Origin of the sequence: Aeromonas sp. A04 (genome assembly GCF_047780465.1) — a bacterium.
Classification (GTDB): domain Bacteria; phylum Pseudomonadota; class Gammaproteobacteria; order Enterobacterales; family Aeromonadaceae; genus Aeromonas; species Aeromonas bestiarum.
In genome coordinates, this window is record NZ_JBLNHP010000007.1 from 81,772 (window position 1) to 103,573 (window position 21,802).

Annotated in this window: 19 protein-coding genes; 13 read left to right on the forward strand and 6 right to left on the reverse strand. The window is 63.0% G+C overall.

The annotated features are described in order from the left end of the window. Window positions 1–2: 2 nt before the first annotated feature. The 3 genes from ACM3N8_RS18180 to hslU all read left to right on the forward strand — a co-directional run bounded on the left by ACM3N8_RS18180 (window position 3) and on the right by hslU (window position 2,961). Window positions 3–842: an SPOR domain-containing protein gene (locus ACM3N8_RS18180; protein ID WP_290018697.1), complete on the forward strand. Its 840-nt coding sequence runs from the start codon at window positions 3–5 to the stop codon at window positions 840–842. Window positions 843–1,029: 187 nt separating this feature from the next. Beyond that, window positions 1,030–1,578 (forward strand): ATP-dependent protease subunit HslV, encoded by a 549-nt coding sequence (hslV, locus tag ACM3N8_RS18185; RefSeq protein ID WP_043142765.1) that lies wholly within the window; start codon window positions 1,030–1,032, stop codon window positions 1,576–1,578. Window positions 1,579–1,632: 54 nt separating this feature from the next. Next, complete coding sequence (gene hslU / locus ACM3N8_RS18190) at window positions 1,633–2,961, forward strand: HslU--HslV peptidase ATPase subunit (RefSeq protein WP_043142767.1); 1,329 nt, start codon at window positions 1,633–1,635, stop codon at window positions 2,959–2,961. Between the two features lie 20 nt (window positions 2,962–2,981). On the opposite strand, the gene ACM3N8_RS18195 is transcribed toward hslU, so the two are convergent. Further along, complete coding sequence (locus ACM3N8_RS18195) at window positions 2,982–4,424, reverse strand: MFS transporter (protein WP_290018698.1); 1,443 nt, start codon at window positions 4,422–4,424, stop codon at window positions 2,982–2,984. Between the two features lie 196 nt (window positions 4,425–4,620). Between ACM3N8_RS18195 and ACM3N8_RS18200 the strand changes: the two genes are divergently transcribed. From ACM3N8_RS18200 to mgtE, 6 genes are all read left to right on the forward strand, one after another. Continuing rightward, window positions 4,621–5,541 carry a LysR family transcriptional regulator gene (locus ACM3N8_RS18200; RefSeq protein ID WP_021138453.1) on the forward strand — a complete coding sequence of 307 codons (921 nt, stop codon included), beginning with the start codon at window positions 4,621–4,623 and terminating at the stop codon, window positions 5,539–5,541. A gap of 300 nt (window positions 5,542–5,841) precedes the next feature. Beyond that, window positions 5,842–8,388, forward strand: coding sequence for a nitrite reductase large subunit NirB (gene nirB, locus ACM3N8_RS18205; protein WP_290018700.1), 2,547 nt, complete (start codon window positions 5,842–5,844; stop codon window positions 8,386–8,388). Continuing rightward, window positions 8,388–8,705 carry a nitrite reductase small subunit NirD gene (gene nirD / locus ACM3N8_RS18210; protein ID WP_241279323.1) on the forward strand — a complete coding sequence of 106 codons (318 nt, stop codon included), beginning with the start codon at window positions 8,388–8,390 and terminating at the stop codon, window positions 8,703–8,705. The genes nirB and nirD overlap by 1 nt, the downstream gene beginning before the upstream one ends. A 51-nt stretch (window positions 8,706–8,756) precedes the next feature. Next, window positions 8,757–9,563, forward strand: coding sequence for a nitrite transporter NirC (gene nirC, locus ACM3N8_RS18215; protein WP_241279324.1), 807 nt, complete (start codon window positions 8,757–8,759; stop codon window positions 9,561–9,563). Window positions 9,564–9,575: 12 nt separating this feature from the next. Then, a complete protein-coding gene (gene cysG, locus ACM3N8_RS18220) occupies window positions 9,576–10,982 on the forward strand; it encodes a siroheme synthase CysG (RefSeq protein WP_241279325.1) in 1,407 nt (468 codons plus the stop codon). A gap of 152 nt (window positions 10,983–11,134) precedes the next feature. Then, a complete protein-coding gene (gene mgtE, locus ACM3N8_RS18225; RefSeq protein ID WP_021138458.1) occupies window positions 11,135–12,559 on the forward strand; it encodes a magnesium transporter in 1,425 nt (474 codons plus the stop codon). Window positions 12,560–12,630: 71 nt separating this feature from the next. On the opposite strand, the gene ACM3N8_RS18230 is transcribed toward mgtE, so the two are convergent. Next, entirely contained in the window at window positions 12,631–14,484 is a 1,854-nt protein-coding gene (locus ACM3N8_RS18230; RefSeq protein ID WP_241279326.1) for a methyl-accepting chemotaxis protein, read from the reverse strand. A gap of 146 nt (window positions 14,485–14,630) precedes the next feature. Here ACM3N8_RS18230 and rraA point away from each other — a divergent pair, with 146 nt between their 5' ends. Continuing rightward, on the forward strand, window positions 14,631–15,116 hold the full coding sequence (rraA, locus tag ACM3N8_RS18235) for a ribonuclease E activity regulator RraA (protein WP_021138460.1): 486 nt from the start codon (window positions 14,631–14,633) through the stop codon (window positions 15,114–15,116). Between the two features lie 273 nt (window positions 15,117–15,389). Here rraA and ACM3N8_RS18240 read toward each other — a convergent pair whose 3' ends face one another. The 3 genes from ACM3N8_RS18240 to ACM3N8_RS18250 all read right to left on the reverse strand — a co-directional run bounded on the left by ACM3N8_RS18240 (window position 15,390) and on the right by ACM3N8_RS18250 (window position 17,959). Further along, window positions 15,390–16,064, reverse strand: a complete 675-nt coding sequence (locus ACM3N8_RS18240) for a 7-cyano-7-deazaguanine/7-aminomethyl-7-deazaguanine transporter (RefSeq protein WP_241279327.1) — start codon at window positions 16,062–16,064, stop codon at window positions 15,390–15,392. 169 nt (window positions 16,065–16,233) lie between these two features. Further along, a complete protein-coding gene (locus ACM3N8_RS18245; RefSeq protein WP_241279328.1) occupies window positions 16,234–16,521 on the reverse strand; it encodes a DUF3630 family protein in 288 nt (95 codons plus the stop codon). Window positions 16,522–16,531: 10 nt separating this feature from the next. Then, window positions 16,532–17,959 carry a protein adenylyltransferase SelO gene (locus tag ACM3N8_RS18250; protein ID WP_290018707.1) on the reverse strand — a complete coding sequence of 476 codons (1,428 nt, stop codon included), beginning with the start codon at window positions 17,957–17,959 and terminating at the stop codon, window positions 16,532–16,534. A gap of 104 nt (window positions 17,960–18,063) precedes the next feature. On the opposite strand from ACM3N8_RS18250, the gene ACM3N8_RS18255 reads away from it, so the two are divergent. Continuing rightward, window positions 18,064–18,363: a c-type cytochrome gene (locus ACM3N8_RS18255; RefSeq protein WP_290018708.1), complete on the forward strand. Its 300-nt coding sequence runs from the start codon at window positions 18,064–18,066 to the stop codon at window positions 18,361–18,363. 93 nt (window positions 18,364–18,456) lie between these two features. Here ACM3N8_RS18255 and recQ read toward each other — a convergent pair whose 3' ends face one another. Further along, entirely contained in the window at window positions 18,457–20,280 is a 1,824-nt protein-coding gene (recQ, locus tag ACM3N8_RS18260) for an ATP-dependent DNA helicase RecQ (RefSeq protein WP_290018710.1), read from the reverse strand. 133 nt (window positions 20,281–20,413) lie between these two features. On the opposite strand from recQ, the gene ACM3N8_RS18265 reads away from it, so the two are divergent. Both ACM3N8_RS18265 and ACM3N8_RS18270 read left to right on the forward strand, forming a co-directional pair. Further along, entirely contained in the window at window positions 20,414–20,878 is a 465-nt protein-coding gene (locus ACM3N8_RS18265; protein WP_021138466.1) for a thioesterase family protein, read from the forward strand. 123 nt (window positions 20,879–21,001) lie between these two features. Continuing rightward, entirely contained in the window at window positions 21,002–21,529 is a 528-nt protein-coding gene (locus tag ACM3N8_RS18270) for a hypothetical protein (RefSeq protein WP_043142807.1), read from the forward strand. Window positions 21,530–21,802: the final 273 nt, after the last annotated feature.

A 21,802-nucleotide genomic window follows, 5' to 3' on the forward strand; every position in this document is an offset into this window, starting at 1 on the left:
AGATGGCAACCCGGGATTACGTCGGCAACAGCCCGAGAAGACGGGCCGGTGGTCGTAACACCAAGAAAGCGGCACCTCGCCGCTTTCCTGTTATCCCGGCACTGCTGGCCGGGGTGCTGCTGGCAGGGTTCGGCGGCTTCCTCTACATGATCAACGGCAAGGGCAGCGATGCCCCCACCATTGAAGAACAGGTCAAGGCCAACAAGCCCAAGACGCAGAACAACGGCTTGCCGCAGGAGAAGTGGAGCTATATCGAACGGCTGGAGAACAAGCAGGTCGATATCACTGAGCCGCCCCCCCAACCGGGTGTGCTGCCACCGCCCCCTGCCCAGACCCTGACTCTGCAACCGGAGAAACTGCCGCAGCCGGTGCCGACCGACATTCCCCAGCCGGGTACGCCCATTGGTCAGGTGCAGCCCTACAAGCCGCAACCGGTTCAACCCGCCAAGCCAGCCCCCGTGGCCAGTGCCCAGGAGCAGGTGATCGACCGCAAGGCCGAGCGGGAACGGATGGAGCGTGAACTGCGGGCCGAGCTGGAACGGGAGCGCGCCGAGGCCGCCAGGGCTCAGGCAGCGACCCAGTCTGCACAAACCGCAGCGGCGGACAGCGGTCGCTACATGATGCAGTGCGCCGCCCTGCGCTCGCAGGATTCTGCCGAGTCGCTCAAGGCACGTATCGCCTTCGGTGCCGGCCTCTCCTCCAGCCTGCAGGTGGTGAATGGCGCCAACGGCACCGTCTACAAGGTGATGGTGGGTCCCTTCAGCGGCAAGGCGGCCGTCGATGCGGCCAACCGCAAGCTGCAAGGCTCCGGCATCAGCGGCTGTATCCCCAAAAAGGGGTGACCGCCGCCAGCGGATGAGTGATCAGGGCCGGGTTGAAGACTCGGCCCTTTTCTTTTCTGCGCCACGCGTCTCAACGGCAGTCGACCCGTTGCGGATAATCCGCCAGGGTTGAAAAGCGCCAAACCCATCCCCATCTTTCTTGCCATGCACAGTCAGGCCGTTATTCGGCTCAAGCGAGGTAAGTAAAGTGACTACCATAGTTTCTGTCCGCCGCAACGGCCAAGTCGTGATAGGTGGTGATGGCCAGGTATCCCTCGGCAACACCGTCATGAAGGGCAACGCCCGCAAGGTTCATCGTCTCTATAACGGCAAGGTGCTGGCAGGTTTCGCCGGCGGCACCGCCGATGCCTTCACTCTGCTCGAGCGCTTCGAAGCCAAACTGCAGGCCCATCAGGGTAATCTGGAACGCGCCGCCGTGGCGCTGGCCAAAGACTGGCGCACCGATCGCGCCCTGCGCCGTCTCGAGGCCCTGCTGGCGGTCGCCGATGAAAACAAATCCTTCATCATCACAGGCAACGGCGACGTGGTGCAGCCGGAGCATGACCTGATCGCCATCGGCTCGGGCGGCAACTTCGCCCAGTCCGCCGCCACCGCCCTGCTGGAGAACACGGATCTCGACGCCAAGAGCATCGTCGAGAAGTCCCTCAAGATCGCGGGCGACATCTGCGTCTTCACCAACCAGCATCACACGGTCGAAGTGCTGAATTACGATCCGAAAGAAGCCGAGCCCAAGTAAGCCCCCCATTTGCAAGGGGTGGGCCCTGCCCGCCCCGGATACAGGAATGCCATCATGTCCGAGATGACCCCGAGAGAAATCGTCCACGAGCTGGACCGACACATCATTGGTCAGGCCGACGCCAAGCGTGCCGTCGCCGTCGCCCTGCGCAATCGCTGGCGCCGGATGCAGCTCGATGAAGAGATGCGCCACGAGGTGACCCCGAAAAACATCCTGATGATAGGCCCGACCGGGGTCGGCAAGACCGAGATCGCCCGTCGTCTGGCCAAGCTGGCCAACGCCCCCTTCATCAAGGTGGAAGCCACCAAGTTCACCGAGGTGGGCTATGTGGGCAAGGAAGTGGACAGCATCATCCGCGATCTGACCGACGTCGCCATCAAGCTGGTGCGCGAGACCGAGATGGAGAAGATGAAATACCGCGCCGAGGAAGCCGCCGAGGAGCGCATCCTCGACGCCCTGCTGCCCAACCCGCGCAACAGCTGGGGCGAGGAGGAGAAGGCCGACAACTCCAACACCCGCCAGATCTTCCGCAAGAAGCTGCGGGAAGGCCAGCTGGATGACAAGGAGATAGAACTCGAGCTGTCAGCCAGCCCCATGGGCGTCGACATCATGACCCCGCCGGGCATGGAAGAGATGGCCAGCCAGTTGCAGGGGCTGTTCCAGAACCTGGGTCAGAACCAGAAGAAGAAGCGCAAGATCAAGGTCAAAGAGGCCATGAAGGCGCTGATCGAAGAGGAAGCGGCCCGTCTGGTCAACCCGGAGGAACTGAAGCAGAAGGCTATCGCCGCGGTCGAGAACAACGGCATCGTCTTCCTCGACGAGATCGACAAGATCTGCAAGCGTGGCGAGAGCTCGGGCCCGGACGTCTCCCGCGAAGGGGTGCAGCGCGACCTGCTGCCGCTGGTGGAAGGCTGCACCGTCAACACCAAGCACGGCATGGTCAAGACAGACCACATTCTGTTTGTCGCCTCCGGTGCCTTCCAGGTGGCCCGCCCGTCGGATCTCATCCCCGAGCTGCAGGGTCGCCTGCCGATCCGGGTCGAGCTGACCGCGCTCACCACGGATGACTTCGAGCGCATCCTGACCGAACCGAACGCCTCGCTCACCGATCAGTACCAGGCGCTGATGGCCACCGAAGGGGTCAAGATCGAGTTCACCAAGGATGGCATCCGCCGTCTGGCCGAAGCGGCCTGGCAGGTCAACGAGCGCACCGAGAACATAGGTGCCCGCCGCCTGCACACAGTGATGGAGCGACTGATGGAAGACATCTCCTACGACGCCTCCGAGAAGTCCGGCGAGACCTTCACCATAGACGCCGACTACGTCAACGCCCACCTCGGGGCGCTGATCGAAGACGAGGATCTGAGCCGCTTTATCCTGTAAGCGCGCCCTACCGTCATCATTCAAGACGCCTCCCTTGCGGAGGCGTCTTCGTTTTCGGCTCCCCCCTGGATAGTTTCGACCGGCGCGCCACTGTGGCCTCTTCCCGTCAGCCAGATCGCGGCGCCAATCAGCAGGCCGCTCAGGGCAAAGCTAGTCTGCATGCCGAACACCAGATCCGCCGGCATGGCCGTGGCCAGGTTGGGCGTTCCCACCAGGATGGCAAACAGGCCACCGAGTCCGGCCGCCCCCGTCAGCTGGCCCAGATTGCGCGACAGGGTCAGCAAGCCGGCCACGGCCCCCCGCGCCTGTTCGGTTGCCGCCCCCACCACGGCGCTGTTGTTGGCGGTCTGGAACAGGGCATAGCCGGCGGTCAGCAGCAGTATGGGCAGCAGATAACCGAGCGGGCCATATCCGGCGCTCAGGGTGGCCAGCCCGAGGAGCGCGCTCATCATGGCCATCAACCCCAGCCGAGCGACCCGGCGCGAACCTAACCTGTCCACCAGCCAGCCGGCAGGCATGCCCGTCAGGGCCGCCAGCAGGGGTCCGCCGGAGATCATGAGCCCGACCATCGCCATGTCGAGCTCGAACACGCCGTGCAGGTAGAAGGGGCCGATCAGCAGGGTCAGCACCATGACGCTGGCCACCAGCGCACTGGCGAGCAGGCCACCCTTGAGCCGGGAGTCGGCCAGCAGTGCCAGCGGCAGTAGGGGGAAACGGGCACGGCGCTCGCGGCGAACGAACAAGGCAGTGCCAAGCAGTGCTCCCGCCCACCAGCCCAGCGCCAGGGCGCCCCCCGAGGTCAGCGCCAGCCCGTAGCAGAGCAGCGCCACCACCAGCATCGACAGGCTCACCAGCGTCACCCTCTCTCTTTGTGGCAAAGCCCCCTCAGGTGGCAGGCCGACCATGCCGGCACCCAGCGCCAGCAGACTGACGGGCACCAGCAGCAGGAAGGGGGCCTGCCAGCCAAACCCGCCGATCAGCAGGCCACCGAACGAGGGACCAAGGGCAGTGCCGCAGGCCGACAGGGTACCGAGCAGCCCCATGCCCCGGCCACGCTGCGCCGCAGGTACAAGCTGCCCCACCATGGCCAGCGCCAGAGAGAGCATGCAGGCCGCACCGATCCCCTGCAGGACACGCGCCGCAATCAGCCAGCCTATGGTCGGCGCCAGGGCACACAGCAGGGATGCCAGCGCAAACAGCGCCACGCCCCCCAGCAGCAGACGGCGCCGGCCAAACCTGTCGCCGAGCCGGCCGGCCATCAGGGTCAGGCTGGTGATCCCCAGCAGATAGGCCACCAGCACCCACTGCAGGCTGGCGAAGGGGGCGGCAAACGCCTGTCCCAGCGCGGGCAGCGCCATGTTGGCCATGCTCCCCGCCAGCATGGGCAACAGGGTGGCGAGGCCGAGTGCCAGCAAGCCGGCACGGCGAACCCAGGGAGAGGGAATTATGCTGGGGTATGACATGGATGTGACCTCAAGCGAACCAGGATGACCACAAGGCTAGCCCTGACGCTGATCCGGCGGAAGACGCACGAGATGCAGCTTATAGCTGCACGACACGCCATATGAAGCCATGGATTCTCGCGTATGATGAGTCAGCACACAGATATGATCGCCATCGGCTGATCACCCCGCATACCAGGCCGGCGAGGGCACGACCATGAGCACCCCTGATTTCAACCTGCTGATCACCCTGGATGCGCTGCTCGATGAGGGCAGCGTGGCCGGTGCCGCCAGACGGCTGCGCCTCAGCCCCTCCGCCATGAGCCGGGCGCTGGCCCGCCTGCGTGAGACGACCGGGGATCCGCTGCTGGTGCGGGCGGGCCGGGGGCTGGTGCCCACCCCACGCGCCCTGGCCCTGCGCGAGCGGGTCAGCCAGCTGGTGCAGGAGGCCGAGGCCGTGCTGCGCCCCCAGCAGGAGATAGATCCGGCTCACCTGGTGCGCACCTTTCGTCTCAGATCCAGCGACGGTTTCGTGGAGAGTGTCGGGGCGGCGCTGCTGGCGCGGCTCGCCGCCGAAGCGCCCGGGGTGCGGCTGCATTTCATGGCCAAGCCCGACAAGGAGAGTCAGCCCCTGCGCGGCGGTGAGCTGGATTTTGAAACCGGCGTGATCGGCACCAATACGGCACCCGAGCTGCATACCCAGGCGCTGTTCCAGGATCGCTTCGTCGCCGTGGTGCGGCCGGGCCATCCACTGTGCGAGGGGCCCCTGACCGCAGTCCGCTATGCCGCCGCCCGCCATGTGCTGGTGTCGCGGCGCGGGCAGGAGCACGGCCCCGTCGATGAGGCGCTCGCCGCCCTGAAGCTGGAGCGTGCCATCGCCACCCTGGTGCCGGGCTTTGCCACTGCGCTGGCGCTGGTGCGGGGCAGCGATCTGGTGGCCACCGTGCCCGCCCTGCACTGCGCCTCCCTGCACGCCGATCTGGTGACTCTGCCCCTGCCCTTCCCCCTGCCCGGCATCACCCTGGCCCTGCTCTGGCACCCACGGCTGGACGCCGATCCGGCTCACCGCTGGCTGCGCACCCTCATCCGTGAAACCTGCGCCCGCGCCCCCTATCAGGCCATCCCGAAAGAGCGCTGATCTGCGCCGCCACAACCCGCAGCGCCACCCGGATGCCGCACAGTGAAAGCACCTCTGCCGAGGTGTTTTCTTTCATCATGCCTGGCCAGACGGGCTCCCCCTCTTGCCCCCCTTGCTCCATGACAACCAAAGCCCAGAATGCACCACTGGTATACCTATTTATGTATAGCTTTGAATTGTATCGAATTACCCCTGAGGAGATATATAAATAGACACTTGATTTGCATCAATCGTCCCGCCCCTGCGACTGGGTAGCCTAGCCTCAGAATGATGTTTTATTACTCCAAACTAGAGGCAATCATGAGCAAAATCAGGCTGGCCGTCATAGGGAACGGCATGGTGGGGCACCGCTTCATCGAAGAGTTGATCGAGCGGTCCGATCCGGACCGGTTCGAGATCACCGTCTTCGGTGCAGAACCGCGTCCCGCCTACGATCGTGTCCATCTCTCCTCCTACTTTTCCCACCACACCAGCGAAGATCTCTCCCTCGTCAAACCCGGTTTCTACGAGAAGCACGGCATCCGCCTGCTGCTCGGCGAAGCGGTGAAAAAAATCGACAGGGCGGCCCGCGAAGTGCATTCCAACAAGGGCACTGTGGTCGCGTACGACAAGCTGGTGCTGGCCACCGGCTCCTACCCCTGGGTGCCGCCCATTGCGGGCAGTCAGCACCACGAATGCTTCGTCTATCGCACCATAGAGGATCTGAAAGCCATCCGCAGCGCTGCCAAGAGCGGCAAGAGTGGCGTTGTCATTGGGGGCGGTCTGCTTGGTCTCGAAGCCGCCGGTGCCCTCAAAGCTCTGGGTCTCGAGACCCACGTGGTGGAGTTTGCCCCGGTATTGATGGCGGAACAGCTCGACGGCCAGGGTGGCCAGCTGCTGCGCCGCAAGATCGAATCCATGGGGGTGCAGGTTCACACCAGCAAGAGCACCAGCGAGATCCTGATGCACGGCGGTCGTGACGCCCAGCATCGCCTCGCCTTCGCCGACGGCAGCCAGCTGGAAGTGGATGTGGTGGTCTTCTCCACCGGTATCCGCCCGCAGGATACACTGGGCCGTTATTGCGAACTGGCCATCGCCGAGCGCGGCGGCGTAGCTGTCGATGATCACTGCCTCACCTCCGACCCCGACATCTATGCCATCGGCGAGTGCGCCGCCTGGCAGGGTCGCTTCTTCGGCCTGGTGGCGCCCGGCTACAAGATGGCCCAGATCACCGTCGACCACCTGCTCGGCGGCGACAGCCGCTTCGAAGGGGCGGACATGAGTGCCAAGCTCAAGCTGCTCGGCGTCTCCGTCGGTTCCATCGGCGATGCCCATGGCCGCACGCCCGGCAGCCACAGCTATGTGTTCCAGGACGATCAGGCCGGCGTCTACAAGCGTATCGTGGTGAGCGAAGACAACAGCCGCCTGCTCGGTGCCGTGCTGGTCGGCGATGTGGATGACTACGGCAACCTGCTGCAGCTGATGCTCAATGCCATGCCGCTGCCCGCCCACCCGGACACCCTGATCCTGCCCGCCTACGCCGGTGCCAAGCCGACCCTGGGGGTGGATGCCCTGCCGTCCACCGCCCAGATCTGCTCCTGCTTCGACGTCTCCAAGGGCGACATAGCCAATGCGGTCGCCGAGGGCCATACCACCCTGGCCGCCATCAAGCAGCACACCAAGGCCGGCACCGGCTGTGGCGGCTGCGTGCCCCTCATCAGCCAGGTGCTCAACGCCGAGTTGGTGAAGCAGGGCATAGAGGTCAACAACCACCTCTGCGCCCACTTCCCCCATTCCCGCCAGGAGCTGTTCCACCTGGTCAAGGTGGAAGGGATCAAGAGCTTCGACGAGCTGCTGGCCAAACACGGACACGGCTATGGCTGCGAGGTGTGCAAACCCACGGTCGGCTCCATCCTCGCCTCCTGCTGGAACGGCTATGTGCTGAGCCCGCTCAACACCCAGCTGCAGGACACCAACGACATCTTCCTCGGCAACATGCAAAAGGACGGCAGCTACTCCGTCATCCCGCGCATGGCCGGTGGTGAGGTGACCCCGGAAGGCTTGCTGGCGGTGGCCGAAGTGGCCCGCGACTACAAGCTCTACACCAAGATCACCGGTGCCCAGCGCATCGGCCTGTTCGGCGCCCAGAAGGACGATCTGCCCGCCATCTGGCGCAAATTGCTGGCCGCGGGCTTCGAGACAGGTCAGGCCTACGCCAAGGCGCTGCGCATGGCCAAGACCTGCGTCGGCAGCACCTGGTGCCGCTTCGGCGTGCAGGACAGCGTCGGCCTCGGGGTCTTCCTCGAGAACCGCTACAAGGGCATTCGCACCCCCCACAAGATGAAGTTCGGTGTCTCCGGCTGTACCCGCGAATGCGCGGAAGCCCAGGGCAAGGATGTCGGCATCATAGCCACGGACGCGGGCTGGAACCTCTATGTGGGCGGCAACGGCGGTATGAAACCGCGCCACGCCGACCTGCTGGCCTCCGATCTGGACCGCGAGACGTTAATCCGGTTGATTGACCGCTTTATGATGTTCTACGTCACCAGCGCCGACAAACTGCAGCGCACCTCGGTCTGGCTCGGCAACCTGGAAGGGGGCGTCGACTACCTGCGCGAGGTGATCGTCGACGACAAGCTGGGACTGAATGCCACCCTGGAGCACGACATCCAGGTGCTGATCGACAGCTACGAGTGCGAGTGGTCCCGCACCCTGAATGAAGAGGAGCAGCTCAAGCGCTTCAGCCACTTCATCAACAGCGGCAAACGCGATCCGGACGTGCAGTTCGTCACCGAGCGCGACCAGCACAGACCAGCCACCCCGGTCGAGCGCATTCCCGTCTATCAGATCGAAGTGGAGGCAAAGTGATGAAATTAGCCTGTCAACTCAATGACATATTTCCGGGCACCGGCGTCTGCGCCCTGATCGAGGGTCGTCAGATCGCCCTGTTCCGCCCGAACGACGCGGCCGAGGTGTTCGCCATCGACAACCGGGACCCCTTCTTCGCTGCCAACGTGCTGTCGCGCGGCATCATAGGTGAACACGAGGGCGAGCTCTGGGTTGCCAGCCCGCTCAAGAAGCAGCACTTCCGTCTGCGCGACGGCCACTGCCTCGAGAACGCCGCCATGTCGGTGCAAAGCTATCCCGTTGAAGTACGCGACCAGCAGGTCTGGGTTGCCGTCTAACACCATGCATATCAGGGCTGCCCGCGGGCGGCCCTCTTGAAGGAAACAAAGATGTATACCGAAACCATCAACAAGTGCGCCGCCAACGCGGCCCGCATCAACCGCTTCGAGCGCAGCGACAAGCTGGGCTTCTGGCTCAGCTCCGCCATGGCCGGGGCCTATGTGGGCCTGGGCATCATCCTCATCTTCACTCTGGGCAACCTGGTCGACCCCAGCATTCGCCCGCTGGTGATGGGGGCCACCTTCGGCATAGCCCTGACCCTGGTTGTCATCGCCGGCTCCGAGCTGTTCACCGGCCACACCATGTTCCTCACCTTCGGGGTGAAGAGCGGCAAGATCACCATGGGCGACCTGCTGCGCATCCTGCCCCAGACCTGGGCCGGCAACCTGCTCGGCTCCATAGCAGTGGCGCTGATCTACTCCTACGGCGGCAGCCTGCTGCCGGACGCGGGCAGCCTGGCCCACAAGGTGGCGCTGGCCAAGACCCAGGCACCGGCGCTGACCCTGTTCATGAAAGGCGTGCTGTGTAACTGGCTGGTCTGCCTCGCTATCTGGATGGCGCTGCGCACCGAGGGTGCCGCCAAGTTCATCGCCATCTGGTGGTGCCTGCTGGCCTTCATCGCCTCCGGCTATGAGCACTCGGTCGCCAACATGACGCTGTTCGCCCTCTCCTGGTTCGGCGCTCACTCAGACGCCTACACCCTGGGCGGTATAGGCCACAACCTGCTGTGGGTGACCCTCGGTAATACCGTCTCCGGCGCCCTCTTCATGGGGCTGGGCTACTGGTATGCCACTCCCAAGGCGGATCGCCCGGTTGCCGTGACCGAGAACACCGTCAGCCAGACCCAAACCGCCTGATCCGGAGGCCCCATGGACTACTTGCCCATCTTTTGCCGACTCGACAATAAACCCGTGCTGCTGGTTGGCGGCGGCGAAGTCGCAGAGCGCAAGGCGCGCCTGCTGCTGGACGCAGGTGCCCGCCTGACTGTGGTCTCTCCCGAGCTCGACCCCGAGCTGGCAGCCCTTGCCGCCAGCGGGACGATCGAGTGGCTGACCGGTGAATTCGAGCCAGCGCAGCTGACGGGCAAGTGGCTGGTGGTGGCCGCCACCGACAGGCGCGAAGTCAATGCGCTGGTCTACCAGAGCGCCAATCAGGCGCGGATCTTTGCCAACGTGGTGGATGACCCCAAACGCTCCAGCTTCATCATGCCGTCGATCATAGACCGCTCGCCCCTGATAGTGGCCATCTCCTCCGGCGGCAAGGCACCGGTGCTGGCCCGCTTGCTGCGCGAGAAACTCGAGGCCCTGCTGCCCCAGCATCTCGGCGCCGTGGCGGCCTTCGCCGGTGGCCTGCGGGATAGGGTCAAGGCCCGTTTCGCCAGCATGGGAGAGCGCCGCCAGTTCTGGGAGCGGCTGCTTGGCGCCGACCGGCTCGGCCAGGCGCTGGCGCGGGGTGACCAGGCCTCGGCCAACCAGCTGGCCGACGCTCTGTTTGCCGAGGATGCCGCTGCCAAGGGGGAAGTGATCCTGGTGGGCGCAGGCCCCGGCGATCCCGGTCTGCTCACCCTGCACGCCCTGCGCCAGATGCAGCAGGCGGACGTGGTGGTCCATGACCGTCTGGTCTCCGACGAGGTGATGGCGCTGGTCAGACGGGATGCCAAACGCATCTTCGTCGGCAAGCAGGCGGGCAACCACTGCGTGCCCCAGGAGGGGATCAACCAACTCTTGCTGGAGGAAGCCAGCAAGGGGCAACGGGTAGTACGGCTGAAAGGGGGCGACCCCTTCATCTTCGGCCGGGGCGGCGAGGAGCTGGAGACGCTGGTCGGCAGCGGCGTGGGCTTTCAGGTGGTGCCGGGGATCACGGCGGCGAGCGGCTGCGCCGCCTACGCCGGCATCCCGCTCACCCACCGCGATCACGCCCAGAGCGTGCGCTTCGTCACCGCCCACGGCAAGGGCGGCACCCAGGATCTGGACTGGCCCCTGCTGGCCCGGGATCAGCAGACGCTGGTGTTCTATATGGGACTCTCAAGCTGCGCCACCATCCGTGAGCAGCTGATGGCCCACGGCAAGGGCGGCGCCACTCCGGTGGCGCTGATCGAGCGCGGCACCCAACCGAGCCAGCGGGTCATTCGTGGCACCCTGGATCAGCTGGCCGAGCTGGCGGTTGGCGTCGAGAGCCCGGCCCTCATCATGGTGGGATCCGTGGTCACCCTGGCCGACCAGCTCGCCTGGTTCGGTCAGACTGGTGCCCCCTCGCAGGCCGCCGCACTGGCCTGAGCCGGCCGTCAGCCTCGCCATTGAGACCGTCACCACCATGGTGGCGGTTTTTTTATCCGCACTTACCGCATTCATGGTCATAACCTCTTGTTTTGAGTCTGGTATCCTATGGGGAAGGTCATCCGGCCAACCGAATTCAGGAATTCTGTTTCATGTCTCTCCCCGTCAAGAACAGCGCCAAGCAGCGTGAACAAGACAGATCGCGCATTCTCACCCTGCTGCTGGCCGATGATGCCCTCACCGACAGCCTGCTGGATCCGCAGACGGTACAGGATGCCGAGCTGCGGGATCAGACCAGCGAGCTGACGCGACTGGTCAACAGCCTGCCGGCCGCCGACATCGCCGATGCGCTGGAATCCCTGCCGCCGGACGAGCGCCACGTGCTCTGGCAGCAGGTAGACCCGGAGAAACATGGCCAGGTGCTGGTCGAGGCCTCGGAGACTGTGTGGGACAGCCTGATCAGCGGCATGAGCGACAAGGCGCTGCTGCACGCCCTGCGCACCCTGGACATAGACGATCAGATCTATCTGGGCCAATACCTGCCCCGCAACCTGATGGGCCGACTGCTCACCTCCATGGCGCCCCCCCAGCGCGACCAGGTAAGAGAGGTGATCCGCTACGGCAAGCACACGGTCGGCGCCATGATGGACTTCGAGCTCATCACGGTGCGCGCCGAGGTAAGCCTGGCGACCGTGCAGCGCTACCTGCGCCTGCGCGGCAAGATCCCCGTCAACACCGACAAGCTGTTTGTCATCGACAGGCGCAACCGGCTGCAGGGGGAGCTGCCGCTCACCACTGTGCTGCTGCACAAGCCGGCGACCCTGGTCGGCGAGGTGATGGAGCGGGATCCTGTCACCTTCGATCCGGAGGACAACGATGAAGCCGCCGCCCGAACCTTCGAGCGGGACGACTTGGTCTCCGCCGCCGTCATCGACGGCCGCGGCAAGCTGATGGGCCGCCTCACAGTCGCCGAGGTGGTGGATCTGGTGTATGAGGAGAGCGACACGGATCTGCGCCGCATGGGGGGGATCAGTGAAGATGAAGACGTATTCGCCCCGGTCAACAAGGCGGTCAAGACCCGCTGGGCCTGGCTCGCCATCAACCTCTGTACCGCCTTCGTGGCCTCCCGGGTCATAGGCCTGTTCGAGCACACCATATCGCAACTGGTGGCGCTGGCGGCCCTGATGCCAATCGTCGCAGGGATAGGCGGCAACACGGGCAACCAGACCATCACCATGATAGTGCGGGCGCTGGCGCTGCAGCACATACAGGCGGGCAACGTCTCCTTCCTGCTGTGGCGCGAGCTGGGGGTAGCACTGATCAACGGTCTGGTGTGGGGCGGTACCATGGGGCTGGCCACCTATGCCCTCTATCAGGATGCGGCGCTGGGCGCCGTGATGACGCTGGCCATGATGATCAACCTGCTGGTCGCCGCCCTGATGGGGGTCATCATCCCCATGACGATGTCGCGTCTCGGCCGGGATCCGGCGATCGGTGCCAGCGTGATGATCACCGCCATCACGGATACCGGCGGCTTCTTCATCTTCCTCGGGCTGGCGACCCTGTTCCTCATCTAGTAGGGGCGAGCCGTCTCTATGAAAAAGGGAGCCTGCACGGCTCCCTTTTTGCTGTTCCAGGGGTCTGACCGCTAGACCCGGTACTTGGCCACCGCCTGGTTGAGCAACTTGGCCTGCTCGGTCAGGCCCTGGCTGGACTTGGCATTCTCCTCCGCCATCAGGCTCGACTCCTGGGCTATGTCGCGGATGTTGTTGACGTTGCGGTTCACCTCGTTGGCCACCAGACTCTGCTGTTCGATGGCCGCGGCAATCTGGGTGCTCATATCCATGATGTGGGTGACATCCTGGGTGATCTGCCCCAGCAGCTCACCCGCCGTGCTGGCCTGCTCCGAGCTGCTGTTGCCCTGCTCGCGACAGGTCGCCATCATGCCCACTATGCTGCCGGTCTGCTTCTGCAGCGAGCTGATGATGCCGGCTATCTCCTGGGTCGACTTCTGGGTACGGATGGCGAGGCTGCGCACCTCGTCCGCCACCACCGCAAAACCTCGGCCCTGATCCCCAGCCCGCGCCGCCTCGATGGCCGCATTGAGCGCCAGCAGGTTGGTCTGCTCGGCGATGCCGCGGATCACGTCCAGCACGGAGCCTATGGTCTCGCTCTCTTTCTGCAACTGGGCCACCTCCTGGGAGGAGCTCTCCAGATTGCCGGCCAGCGAGCGGATCTGGCGAACCGTGTTCTCGACCGCGGTGCGCCCCTCCATCGCCTTGTTGTTGGTGGCCTGGGCATTGTTGGCGGCCTGCTCTGTGTTGCGGGCTATCTCCTCTATGGTGGATCCCATCTCGGTGGAGGCCGTCGCCACCATGTCGGTTTCCTGCAACTGGCGTGACGCCCCCTCGCTGGTGCGTCTGACGTTGCTGGAGAGGTGATCCGCCGCCTCGGTCAGGGTGTGCACGCTCTGCTTCACATCGCCGATCAGATGGCGAAAGCCTCCCAGCATCACGTCCAGATTGCCTGCCAGCTGGGCCATCTCGTCGGCCCCTTGCAGCTCTATCTTGAGGCGCAGGTCGTTGTCCTGGCGGATGCGGTTGACTGTGTCGTTCACCCGCGAGATGGGCCTGTCTATGCTGCGGCCCAGCAAGATGCTCATGATGCCGATGAGCACTATGATCACGCCACCGCAGACCAGCATCAGGCTGTTGAGGCGCGAGGTCTGCCGCACCAGCTCGTCGGCTATGTGCTGACCGAGGGCGGCGAAGCCCTGCTCGGTCTGATGCACCAAGTCCCGCATCTGGTTGCGCAGCCCCTCATCCTCTTTCAGCCCCAGCACCTGCATGCCCTCCACCAGGGCGACGAAGTCCTGCCGATACTGCAGGCTGGCCTGTTCCAGATTGCCGCGGTCCGCCTCCGGCAGCGTCGCCAGGCTCTCCTGGAAGCTCTTGTGCAAGGTCTGGAAACGCTCCAGATACTGGATGTCGGAGCGCAGCATGAAGTCTTTCTCCGCCCGCCTCAGCTGCAGCATTGTGATGATCAACCCCTGCTGATCCAGCTGCTTGAGCCCCTCCTCGACCTGATGCACAGCCGCCCTCAGGCGGCCGTAGAGACCATCTTCCGGCCCCAGCCCTATGGTCTGTTGCTGCGCCACCAGATCGTTGAAGGCCTTGCCATAGGCCCCCATCTGCTGATCCAGCCGGGCCAGCTCGCCGTTCACGGCCCTCAGGTTGTCATCGGCACTCAAGGTCTGGTCCAGCTTGTGAAAATCGGCCAACCCCTGGTTGAAGCGATCGACGAAGGCCAAATCCTTGCGGATCAGGAAATCCTTCTCGGCCCGTCGCAGGTTCAGCATGGCAATCTCGAGCGCATCCACGTTGCGCTGGGCTTCTGTCAGATGGCGGCTCACCTGGCTGGAATAGAGAAACAAACCACTCAGCACCAGCATGGCAATGGCCACCAGCACTGTGTTCAGGATCAACTTATGACGGATCAGCACGATGGACCTCTCACGAACAAGGAATGAACTGCATTGAGCTTATGCAGAAAACGCCATCCCTGTTGTTGTTCAAGGAATATTCATTGAAATGCCAGTCCCACTCCTTATACTGGATCCCACCTGTTTCCAGCCGTGGATTTGACACTATGGAATACAACACTTCAGAACTGTGCGACATCTATCAGGACATGGTGGATGTGCTCGAACCCATGCTCTGCTCCTTCGGCGGCCGCGCCTCTTTCGGCGGCGTCATCACCACAGTCAAATGCTTCGAATCGAATGGCCTGATCCGTGAACTCGTCAAAGAGAACGGCGTCGGCCGCGTGCTGCTGATCGATGGCGGTGGCTCCATGCGCCGCGCCCTGATCGACAGCGAGATCGCCACTACGGCAGCCGAGAACGAGTGGGAAGGCATCGTCTGCTACGGCTGCGTGCGCGAGGTCGACATCCTGGAAGATCTGGATATCGGCATTCAGGCACTGGCCGCCATTCCGGTGGGCGCCGACAGCAAGGACGTGGGGGAGACGGATCTGCCGGTCAACTTCGGTGGCGTCACCTTCCTGCCGGATGATCATCTCTACGCAGACACCACAGGGGTAATCCTCTCCCCTGAGGCGCTCGATATCGAGTAAACCGCAACCTGAGTTGTGACGATGGGAGCCTTGGCTCCCATTTTTTATGGCTGCAACTTGCTGAAAAAAAGCAAAAAAAGAGGGCCAGAAGAACTGGCCCTATAACTGGAAGCAATGTGAGCAATGTCGTGCCTTCACAAGAAGTCCATCACGTTGGAACGAATGAAGTCTTTCCCGGAAAACAAGTTAACAATAATCATTCTCATTTAACTAAGCAACTCTTATTTGCCAAACGTGCAAAAAAATTGACCACCGCTGGGGTGGTCAATTGCATCAGGCCTGGCGCGTCGCCGTTTGCAAGCCGGCCAATCCGGCCTCGCCCACCAGCTTGCGGCTGAGATAACGCAGCAAGACGCCGTAGAGAGGCACAAACAAACCAAGGCTTATCAGCAACTTGAATACATAGTCCACGGTTGCGATCTCGACCCAGTGCTCGGCCATGAAGGGATCCGTGCTGCGCCAGAAGGCGATGCTGAAGAAGGCGATGGTGTCCACCAGGTTGCCAAACAGGGTCGAGGCGGCTGGCGCCACCCACCAGGCCCTGAGCAGCCGCAGCCGGTTGAATACCACCACGTCCATGAACTGGCCCACCAGATAGGCCATGAAACTGGCCAGCGCGATACGCGCCACGAACAGGTTGAACTCCGCCAGATTGCCCATGCCCTGATAACTGCCCTCGAAGAACAGCACGGAGAGCGCATAGGAAACGGCCAGTGCAGGCAGCATCACGGTCTGGATGATCTTGCGCGCCAGACCGGCACCGAAGATCCGCACCGTCAGATCGGTGGCCAGGAAGATGAACGGGAAGCTGAAGGCACCCCAGGTAGTGTGGAAGCCGAAGATGGTGATCGGCAGCTGCACCAGGTAGTTGCTGCTGGCGATGATCAGGATGTGGAACAACGAGAGGCGCACCAGCGCCGTCTGGTGCTGAGCAGGGGTCAAATTCATATTGTGACCTTTTTGGTTAATGGGGTTAGGGAACCCATACCGCCACCATTGGCGATAATTGAGGGGCGAGATTATACGCCCCCCAACTGATAGTTCAATCTTTATGCTGTTGATTCGACCAGCGGCCATTGCCATCGAAGGGCAAGGTCATGCGCCCCAAGCAGCCCGTTCAGCCTCTATGCTGGCGACCGAGCCAGAGCAAGACCTCGCGATCGACCGGCTGTACCGCCGTCAGCCAGCAACCGCTATGGTGTTCATACTCCAGCCTGAGCTGGCTGCCTTCAAATTCCAGCAACCAGCCGTGGCGATCGGCGCCCCACTCCCTGTCGAGCAGCCTGAGCTCCCACTCCTGCAGCAAGGCACCGGCCAGCGCCGGGAAGGTATCCCAGCAGAGCCCGGGACAATCCAGTATCAGCACGGCCGACTCAATGTCTGTCCGTGTTACACGCCAATTCATCTCTCATCCCTCAACTGCTGCAAGAAAGCTCGCCACCGCAATACCACGCGGGTGCAGGGGTGGCGAGATCTTCATATTCCGGTTGCTCATCATAGGGGTGCTGCAAGGCCGCAAACAACCGCTCGAACGGTGTCATATCCCCCGCCTCGGCGGCATCTATCGCCTGCTGGGCCAGGGCATTGCGCAGCACATACTTGGGATTGACGGCGTCCATCTGCCGCTTGCGGGCGGCATCCTCGCTTCCCTCCCGCACCAGTCGTGCCCGATAGAGCGCGAGCCACTGCTGCCAGAGCGCAGGATCCGGCAGCAGTGCCAACAGGGAGGCGGGCAAATCCCCCTGCTGAGTAACCTCACCCAGCCGGCGCAGGAAGAGGTGATAGTCCACTCCCTGGCTCGCCAACAGCCGGAACAGCTCGCGGAACAGCGCCGGGTCCTCCTCTTCCCACACCGCCAGCCCGAGCCGGGCGCGCATCAGTTCGGAGTAGTGCAGCATCAGCTGATGTTCATACTCGGCCAGCGCGGCGGCCAGGGCCTCGCCGTCCACATGGTCCGCCAACGCCTGCGCCAGCTTCTGCAGGTTCCAGTAACCCACCGCCGGCTGCTGATCCAGCGCGTAGCGGCCACCCGGATCCGAGTGATTGCAGACAAAGTCCGGCACATAGGCATCGATGAAACCGTAGGGGCCGTAATCCAGAGTCAGCCCGAGCAGCGACATGTTGTCGGTGTTCATCACGCCATGGCAGAAACCGGCGGCCTGCCACTTGGCGATGAGCCGCGCGGTGCGCCGCACCACCTCGGCAAACAGTTCGGCCCCGTTGTTCAGCTCGGGGAAGTGGTGACGGAGCAGATAGTCGATGAGCAGCGGTATCTTCTCTCCCTGCCCGCTCCAGGCGAAATATTCGATATGACCGAAACGCAGGTGGCTCGGGGCTGTGCGCAGCACTGTCGCCCCGCGTTCTTCCTGTTCCCGGTAGACAGGCTCCTGGCTGCCAACCAGCACCAGCGCCCGGGTGGTGGGAATGCCGAGGGCATGCAGCGCCTCGGAGGCGAGATACTCGCGGATGCTGGAGCGCAGCACGGCACGGCCGTCACCGAAGCGGGAGAAGGGGGTCTTGCCCGCCCCCTTCAGATGCAGATCCCAGCCCTGACCATCCGGTGCCAGCTGCTCCCCCAGCAGCAGTGCACGGCCATCACCGAGCCGCGGGCTGTAACCACCGAACTGATGACCCGCATAGACCTGGGCCACCGGCTGCATGCCGGGCAGCGGCTGGCCCAGACCACAACAGGCAAGCCAGTCTGTTGCGCCGACATCGCCCAGTCCCAGCTCGTTCAGCAGGCCGTGGTTGAGGTGCAGCAAGCTGGGCTCGCGCAGCGGCTGGGGGGCCACGGGCTCACAGGCCCAGGGCAGTTCGGTGGCGAAAGTGTTGATCAGCTTCATGGTAGTGCGATTCGTCCCTGCGTATGCTCGTGTCACTCTTTATACCGCCGTCGGCCGAGTTCGGCTAACAGGCGATCGCGCTATTTCATTTCAAGGAGAAGAAGATGCAAAGATGGTTGGGCGTCCTGCCCCTGCTGATGTTGTTGTGGGGACAGGCCCAGGCGGCCGATATCGAGGCGGGCAAGGCCAAGGCGGCGGTCTGCTCCGCCTGCCATGGGGTCGAAGGCAAGGCACTGATCCCCAACTATCCCCATCTGGCCGGCCAGAATGCCGCCTATCTGGTGAAACAGCTGAAAGCCTTCAAGGAGGGCAGTCGCAAGGAACCCCTGATGCGGCCCTTCATGGCGCCGCTCACCGAGGCCGACATGGAGAACCTGGCGGCCTATTACGCCAGCTTGAAATAACCTCTCGGCGCCCGGCGGACGGGCGCCCCACTCCTGATGTGCCCTCATCCAGGAGTGCACCTGCTAGGGTCGATTAGGCTTCGCTAATCGACCCTAGCGCCGGCAGTAGTCGATGATCAGGTCCATAAAGGCTTCACCGAAGCGCTCCAGCTTGCGATGACCGACGCCATTGACCGCCAGCATCTCCGCCTCGGTCATCGGCATCAGTTGAGCCATCTCCACCAGGGTCGCATCATTGAACACCACATAGGGCGGCACCTCTTCATCCTCGGCGATCTGCTTGCGCAGGCCGCGCAGCGCCTTGAACAGCCGCTTGTCGTAGTTGGTGTTGTCCAGCAGGCCGTTGCGCTTCTCCTTGCGACTGGAGATGGGCTGCAGCCGTGGCACCGCCAGTTCCAGCTTCATCTCGCCACGCAGCACGGGGCGGGACGCCTCGGTCAGCTGCAGCACCAGATTGCGGGTGATGTTCTGGGTCAGCAGCCCCTTGTGGATCAGCTGGCGGATCACGCTCATCCAGTACTCGTGGCTCTGATCCTTGCCGATGCCGTAGGTCGACAGCTTGTCGTGGCCATGATCCTTGATGCGCTGGTTGAGGGAGCCGCGCAGCACCTCCACCACGTAACCCACCCCGAAGTTCTGACCCACCCGCCAGACGCAGGAGAGCGCCTTCTGGGCATCCTCGGTGCCGTCGTAGCTCTTGGGCGGATCCAGACAGATGTCGCAGTTGCCACACGGCTTGTCGTTGTATTCACCGAAGTAGTTGAGCAGCACCTGGCGACGGCAGGTCTGCGCCTCGGCAAAGGCCGCCATCACGTTGAGCTTGTACTGCTCAACCTGCAACTGCTGGGGGTTTTCTATGTTGTCGAGCAGGCGCCGCACCCGGCCTATGTCGGCGGGATCGTAGAGCAGCAGCGCCTCGGCGGGCGTGCCATCGCGGCCGGCCCGGCCCGTCTCCTGATAGTAGGACTCGATGTTCTTGGGGATGTCGTAGTGCACCACGAAGCGCACGTTCGGCTTGTCGATACCCATGCCGAACGCCACCGTCGCCACCACTATCTCGATGTCATCCTTGAGGAAGGCATCCTGGGTCTGCTGGCGCTGGGCCAGGGGCAGACCGGCGTGGTAGGGCGCAGCCTTGCTGCCGTGACGGGAGAGACGCTCGGCCACCTCCTCCACCCGATTGCGACTGGAGCAGTAGACGATGCCGCAGTTGCCCTTCTGGCTCTGCACATAGCGCAGCAACTGCTCCGCCGCCTTGAACTTCTCCACCAGGCTGTAGCGGATATTGGGCCTGTCGAAGCTGGCGGTATGGATGAAGGGATCGTTGAGCTCCAACCGGTGCAGCATATCGCTACGGGTCGCCTCGTCGGCGGTGGCGGTGAGCGCCACCACGGGCACCTGGGGGAACCACTGCTTGAGCCGCCCGAGCGCCGCGTATTCCGGCCGGAAATCGTGACCCCACTGGGAGACGCAGTGGGCCTCGTCGATGGCGAACAGGCCGAGCGGCAGCTCCGCCAGCCGATCCATGAACTCGTGCTGCAACAAGCGCTCGGGGGAGACGTAGAGCAGCTTGATCTCGCCGCGACGCATGGCGGCAAAGTTCTGGATCATCTCCTCCCGGCTCAGGGCCGAGTTGATATAGATGGCCGCCACACCGTTGGCGCGCAGGCTGTCGACTTGATCCTTCATCAGCGAGATAAGCGGGGAGACCACTACGCCCAGCCCGGGTCGCAGCAGCGCCGGGATCTGGAAGCAGAGTGACTTGCCGCCACCTGTGGGCTTGAGCACCATGGCATCGCGTCCCGCCACTATCTGCTCGATGATCTCCAGCTGGCCCGGCCGAAATTGCTGGTAGCCGAATACCGCCTGCAACAAGGCAAGTGGTGTATCGGGCAAGGTTTCGGCAATGGCGGTCATGGGCTCTCCTTTGGGGTCGCCATTCTAAAGCAGCCGCCGCTCACAATAAACCTGCCATTGCGACTGTTAAGGAAGTGTTGCAGACTGGCTGGAGTTTTTACTCGGCTTTGATGACAGGGATCGGTATCAGAGAATGAAACACATGCTGAAGAAGATGGCGCTCAGTGGCATTGCCAACCTGTTCGCCGAGCGGATGCCATTCAACAAGCTGATTGGCATGCAGGTGACCCACTACGACTTCGAGAAGGTGGAGCTGCGCATCAAGATGGATGACAAGCTGATCGGCAACCCCTTTCACAACATCTTGCACGGCGGTGTCACCGCCAGCCTGCTGGATGTGGCCGGCGGCATGATAGTCGCCGCCTCCTGCATCGACGAGCTGGAAGACTTCTCCCCCAACTACCTCAAGGAGCGCTTCTCCCGCCTCGGCACCATAGATCTGCGGGTGGACTACCTGCGCCCGGGCCGCGGCAACGAGTTCATCGCCACCGCCCACATCATCCGCGCCGGCAGCAAGGTCGCCGTCGCCCGGATGGAGCTGCACAACGAAGAGGGCACCCACATCGCCTTCGGTACCGGCACCTATCTGGTGGGCTGACTCACCCATTGCATAAAAACCACGCTGCTAATCTGATTTTAATCATTAGAATCCTTACCCCCTCTGCCGTCCACGGGTCCATACTGAAATTCGGGATTGTGTGCAGAGGGAGGATTGCAGGCGATGAGTGCGAAACTGGCCACCAAACCATCCAGAGCCTTGTTGACACAGCTCGAGTCCATGCTCGACGAGGTGCAGACACCCGAGTGTCGCCACTGGCTGGAACAGGAGCTTGAGGGATACTCTCTCTGTTCGCCCCTGCCCTGGTATCGCATCGTAGCCTGTCGGCAACGCGGTCACTTCTTGGATCTGAAGACGGGAAAATATTTGACCTGTCATATCAACAGTCAAACGCTAAGCCAACGCGATCTGGCCCAGATTCAGTTCATCTATGCCCGTGAACCCGCCGCCCATTATCTACTGCAACGCAATTCCGGTATTGAACCCTGGCCAGAGCAGCTGCTGGAAGATTATCAGGAGCAGTTGATCCCCGGCCATTTATGCCTGCAAGCCTGGCATGAGCCCGTGTCTTCATTACGTTCACAACTGATGGAGGGAATCGAACATTTCATTAGTGAGTACCCCAAGCACGCGGCCTTGCAACCTCAACACAGCTTCAAGGCATTGCGGCATCAGCACTGGCATATCTGAGTAAGCGCCTAGGGCGCAAGGAGGGCACCATAGACAAGACCCATAGCGAGATTGCCACAATCTAGAGTGCCGGAGTCAGGATCAGACTCCACCCTGGGCCACCGAGCGGTGGCCCTTTTAATGTCTGCGCACCACGACGGCAGCCGGATAGATGAGCAAGAAAGCCGCATCGGTATCGATATGCCACCACCAGCAACCAGCAACCAGCAACCAGCAACCAGCAACCAGCAACCAGCAACCAGCAACCAGCAACCAGCAACCAGCAACCAGCAA

Bases quoted from the DNA above. Each gene is read 5' to 3' on its own strand.
- ACM3N8_RS18180 (WP_290018697.1), top strand. From the start codon at position 3: ATGGCAACCCGGGATTACGTCGGCAACAGCCCGAGAAGACGGGCCGGT.
- hslU (WP_043142767.1), top strand. From the start codon at position 1,633: ATGTCCGAGATGACCCCGAGAGAAATCGTCCACGAGCTGGACCGACAC.
- ACM3N8_RS18195 (WP_290018698.1), bottom strand. From the start codon at position 4,424: ATGTCATACCCCAGCATAATTCCCTCTCCCTGGGTTCGCCGTGCCGGC.
- ACM3N8_RS18200 (WP_021138453.1), top strand. From the start codon at position 4,621: ATGAGCACCCCTGATTTCAACCTGCTGATCACCCTGGATGCGCTGCTC.
- nirB (WP_290018700.1), top strand. From the start codon at position 5,842: ATGAGCAAAATCAGGCTGGCCGTCATAGGGAACGGCATGGTGGGGCAC.
- nirD (WP_241279323.1), top strand. From the start codon at position 8,388: ATGAAATTAGCCTGTCAACTCAATGACATATTTCCGGGCACCGGCGTC.
- nirC (WP_241279324.1), top strand. From the start codon at position 8,757: ATGTATACCGAAACCATCAACAAGTGCGCCGCCAACGCGGCCCGCATC.
- cysG (WP_241279325.1), top strand. From the start codon at position 9,576: ATGGACTACTTGCCCATCTTTTGCCGACTCGACAATAAACCCGTGCTG.
- mgtE (WP_021138458.1), top strand. From the start codon at position 11,135: ATGTCTCTCCCCGTCAAGAACAGCGCCAAGCAGCGTGAACAAGACAGA.
- rraA (WP_021138460.1), top strand. From the start codon at position 14,631: ATGGAATACAACACTTCAGAACTGTGCGACATCTATCAGGACATGGTG.
- ACM3N8_RS18240 (WP_241279327.1), bottom strand. From the start codon at position 16,064: ATGAATTTGACCCCTGCTCAGCACCAGACGGCGCTGGTGCGCCTCTCG.
- ACM3N8_RS18245 (WP_241279328.1), bottom strand. From the start codon at position 16,521: ATGAATTGGCGTGTAACACGGACAGACATTGAGTCGGCCGTGCTGATA.
- ACM3N8_RS18250 (WP_290018707.1), bottom strand. From the start codon at position 17,959: ATGAAGCTGATCAACACTTTCGCCACCGAACTGCCCTGGGCCTGTGAG.
- ACM3N8_RS18255 (WP_290018708.1), top strand. From the start codon at position 18,064: ATGCAAAGATGGTTGGGCGTCCTGCCCCTGCTGATGTTGTTGTGGGGA.
- recQ (WP_290018710.1), bottom strand. From the start codon at position 20,280: ATGACCGCCATTGCCGAAACCTTGCCCGATACACCACTTGCCTTGTTG.
- ACM3N8_RS18265 (WP_021138466.1), top strand. From the start codon at position 20,414: ATGAAACACATGCTGAAGAAGATGGCGCTCAGTGGCATTGCCAACCTG.
- ACM3N8_RS18270 (WP_043142807.1), top strand. From the start codon at position 21,002: ATGAGTGCGAAACTGGCCACCAAACCATCCAGAGCCTTGTTGACACAG.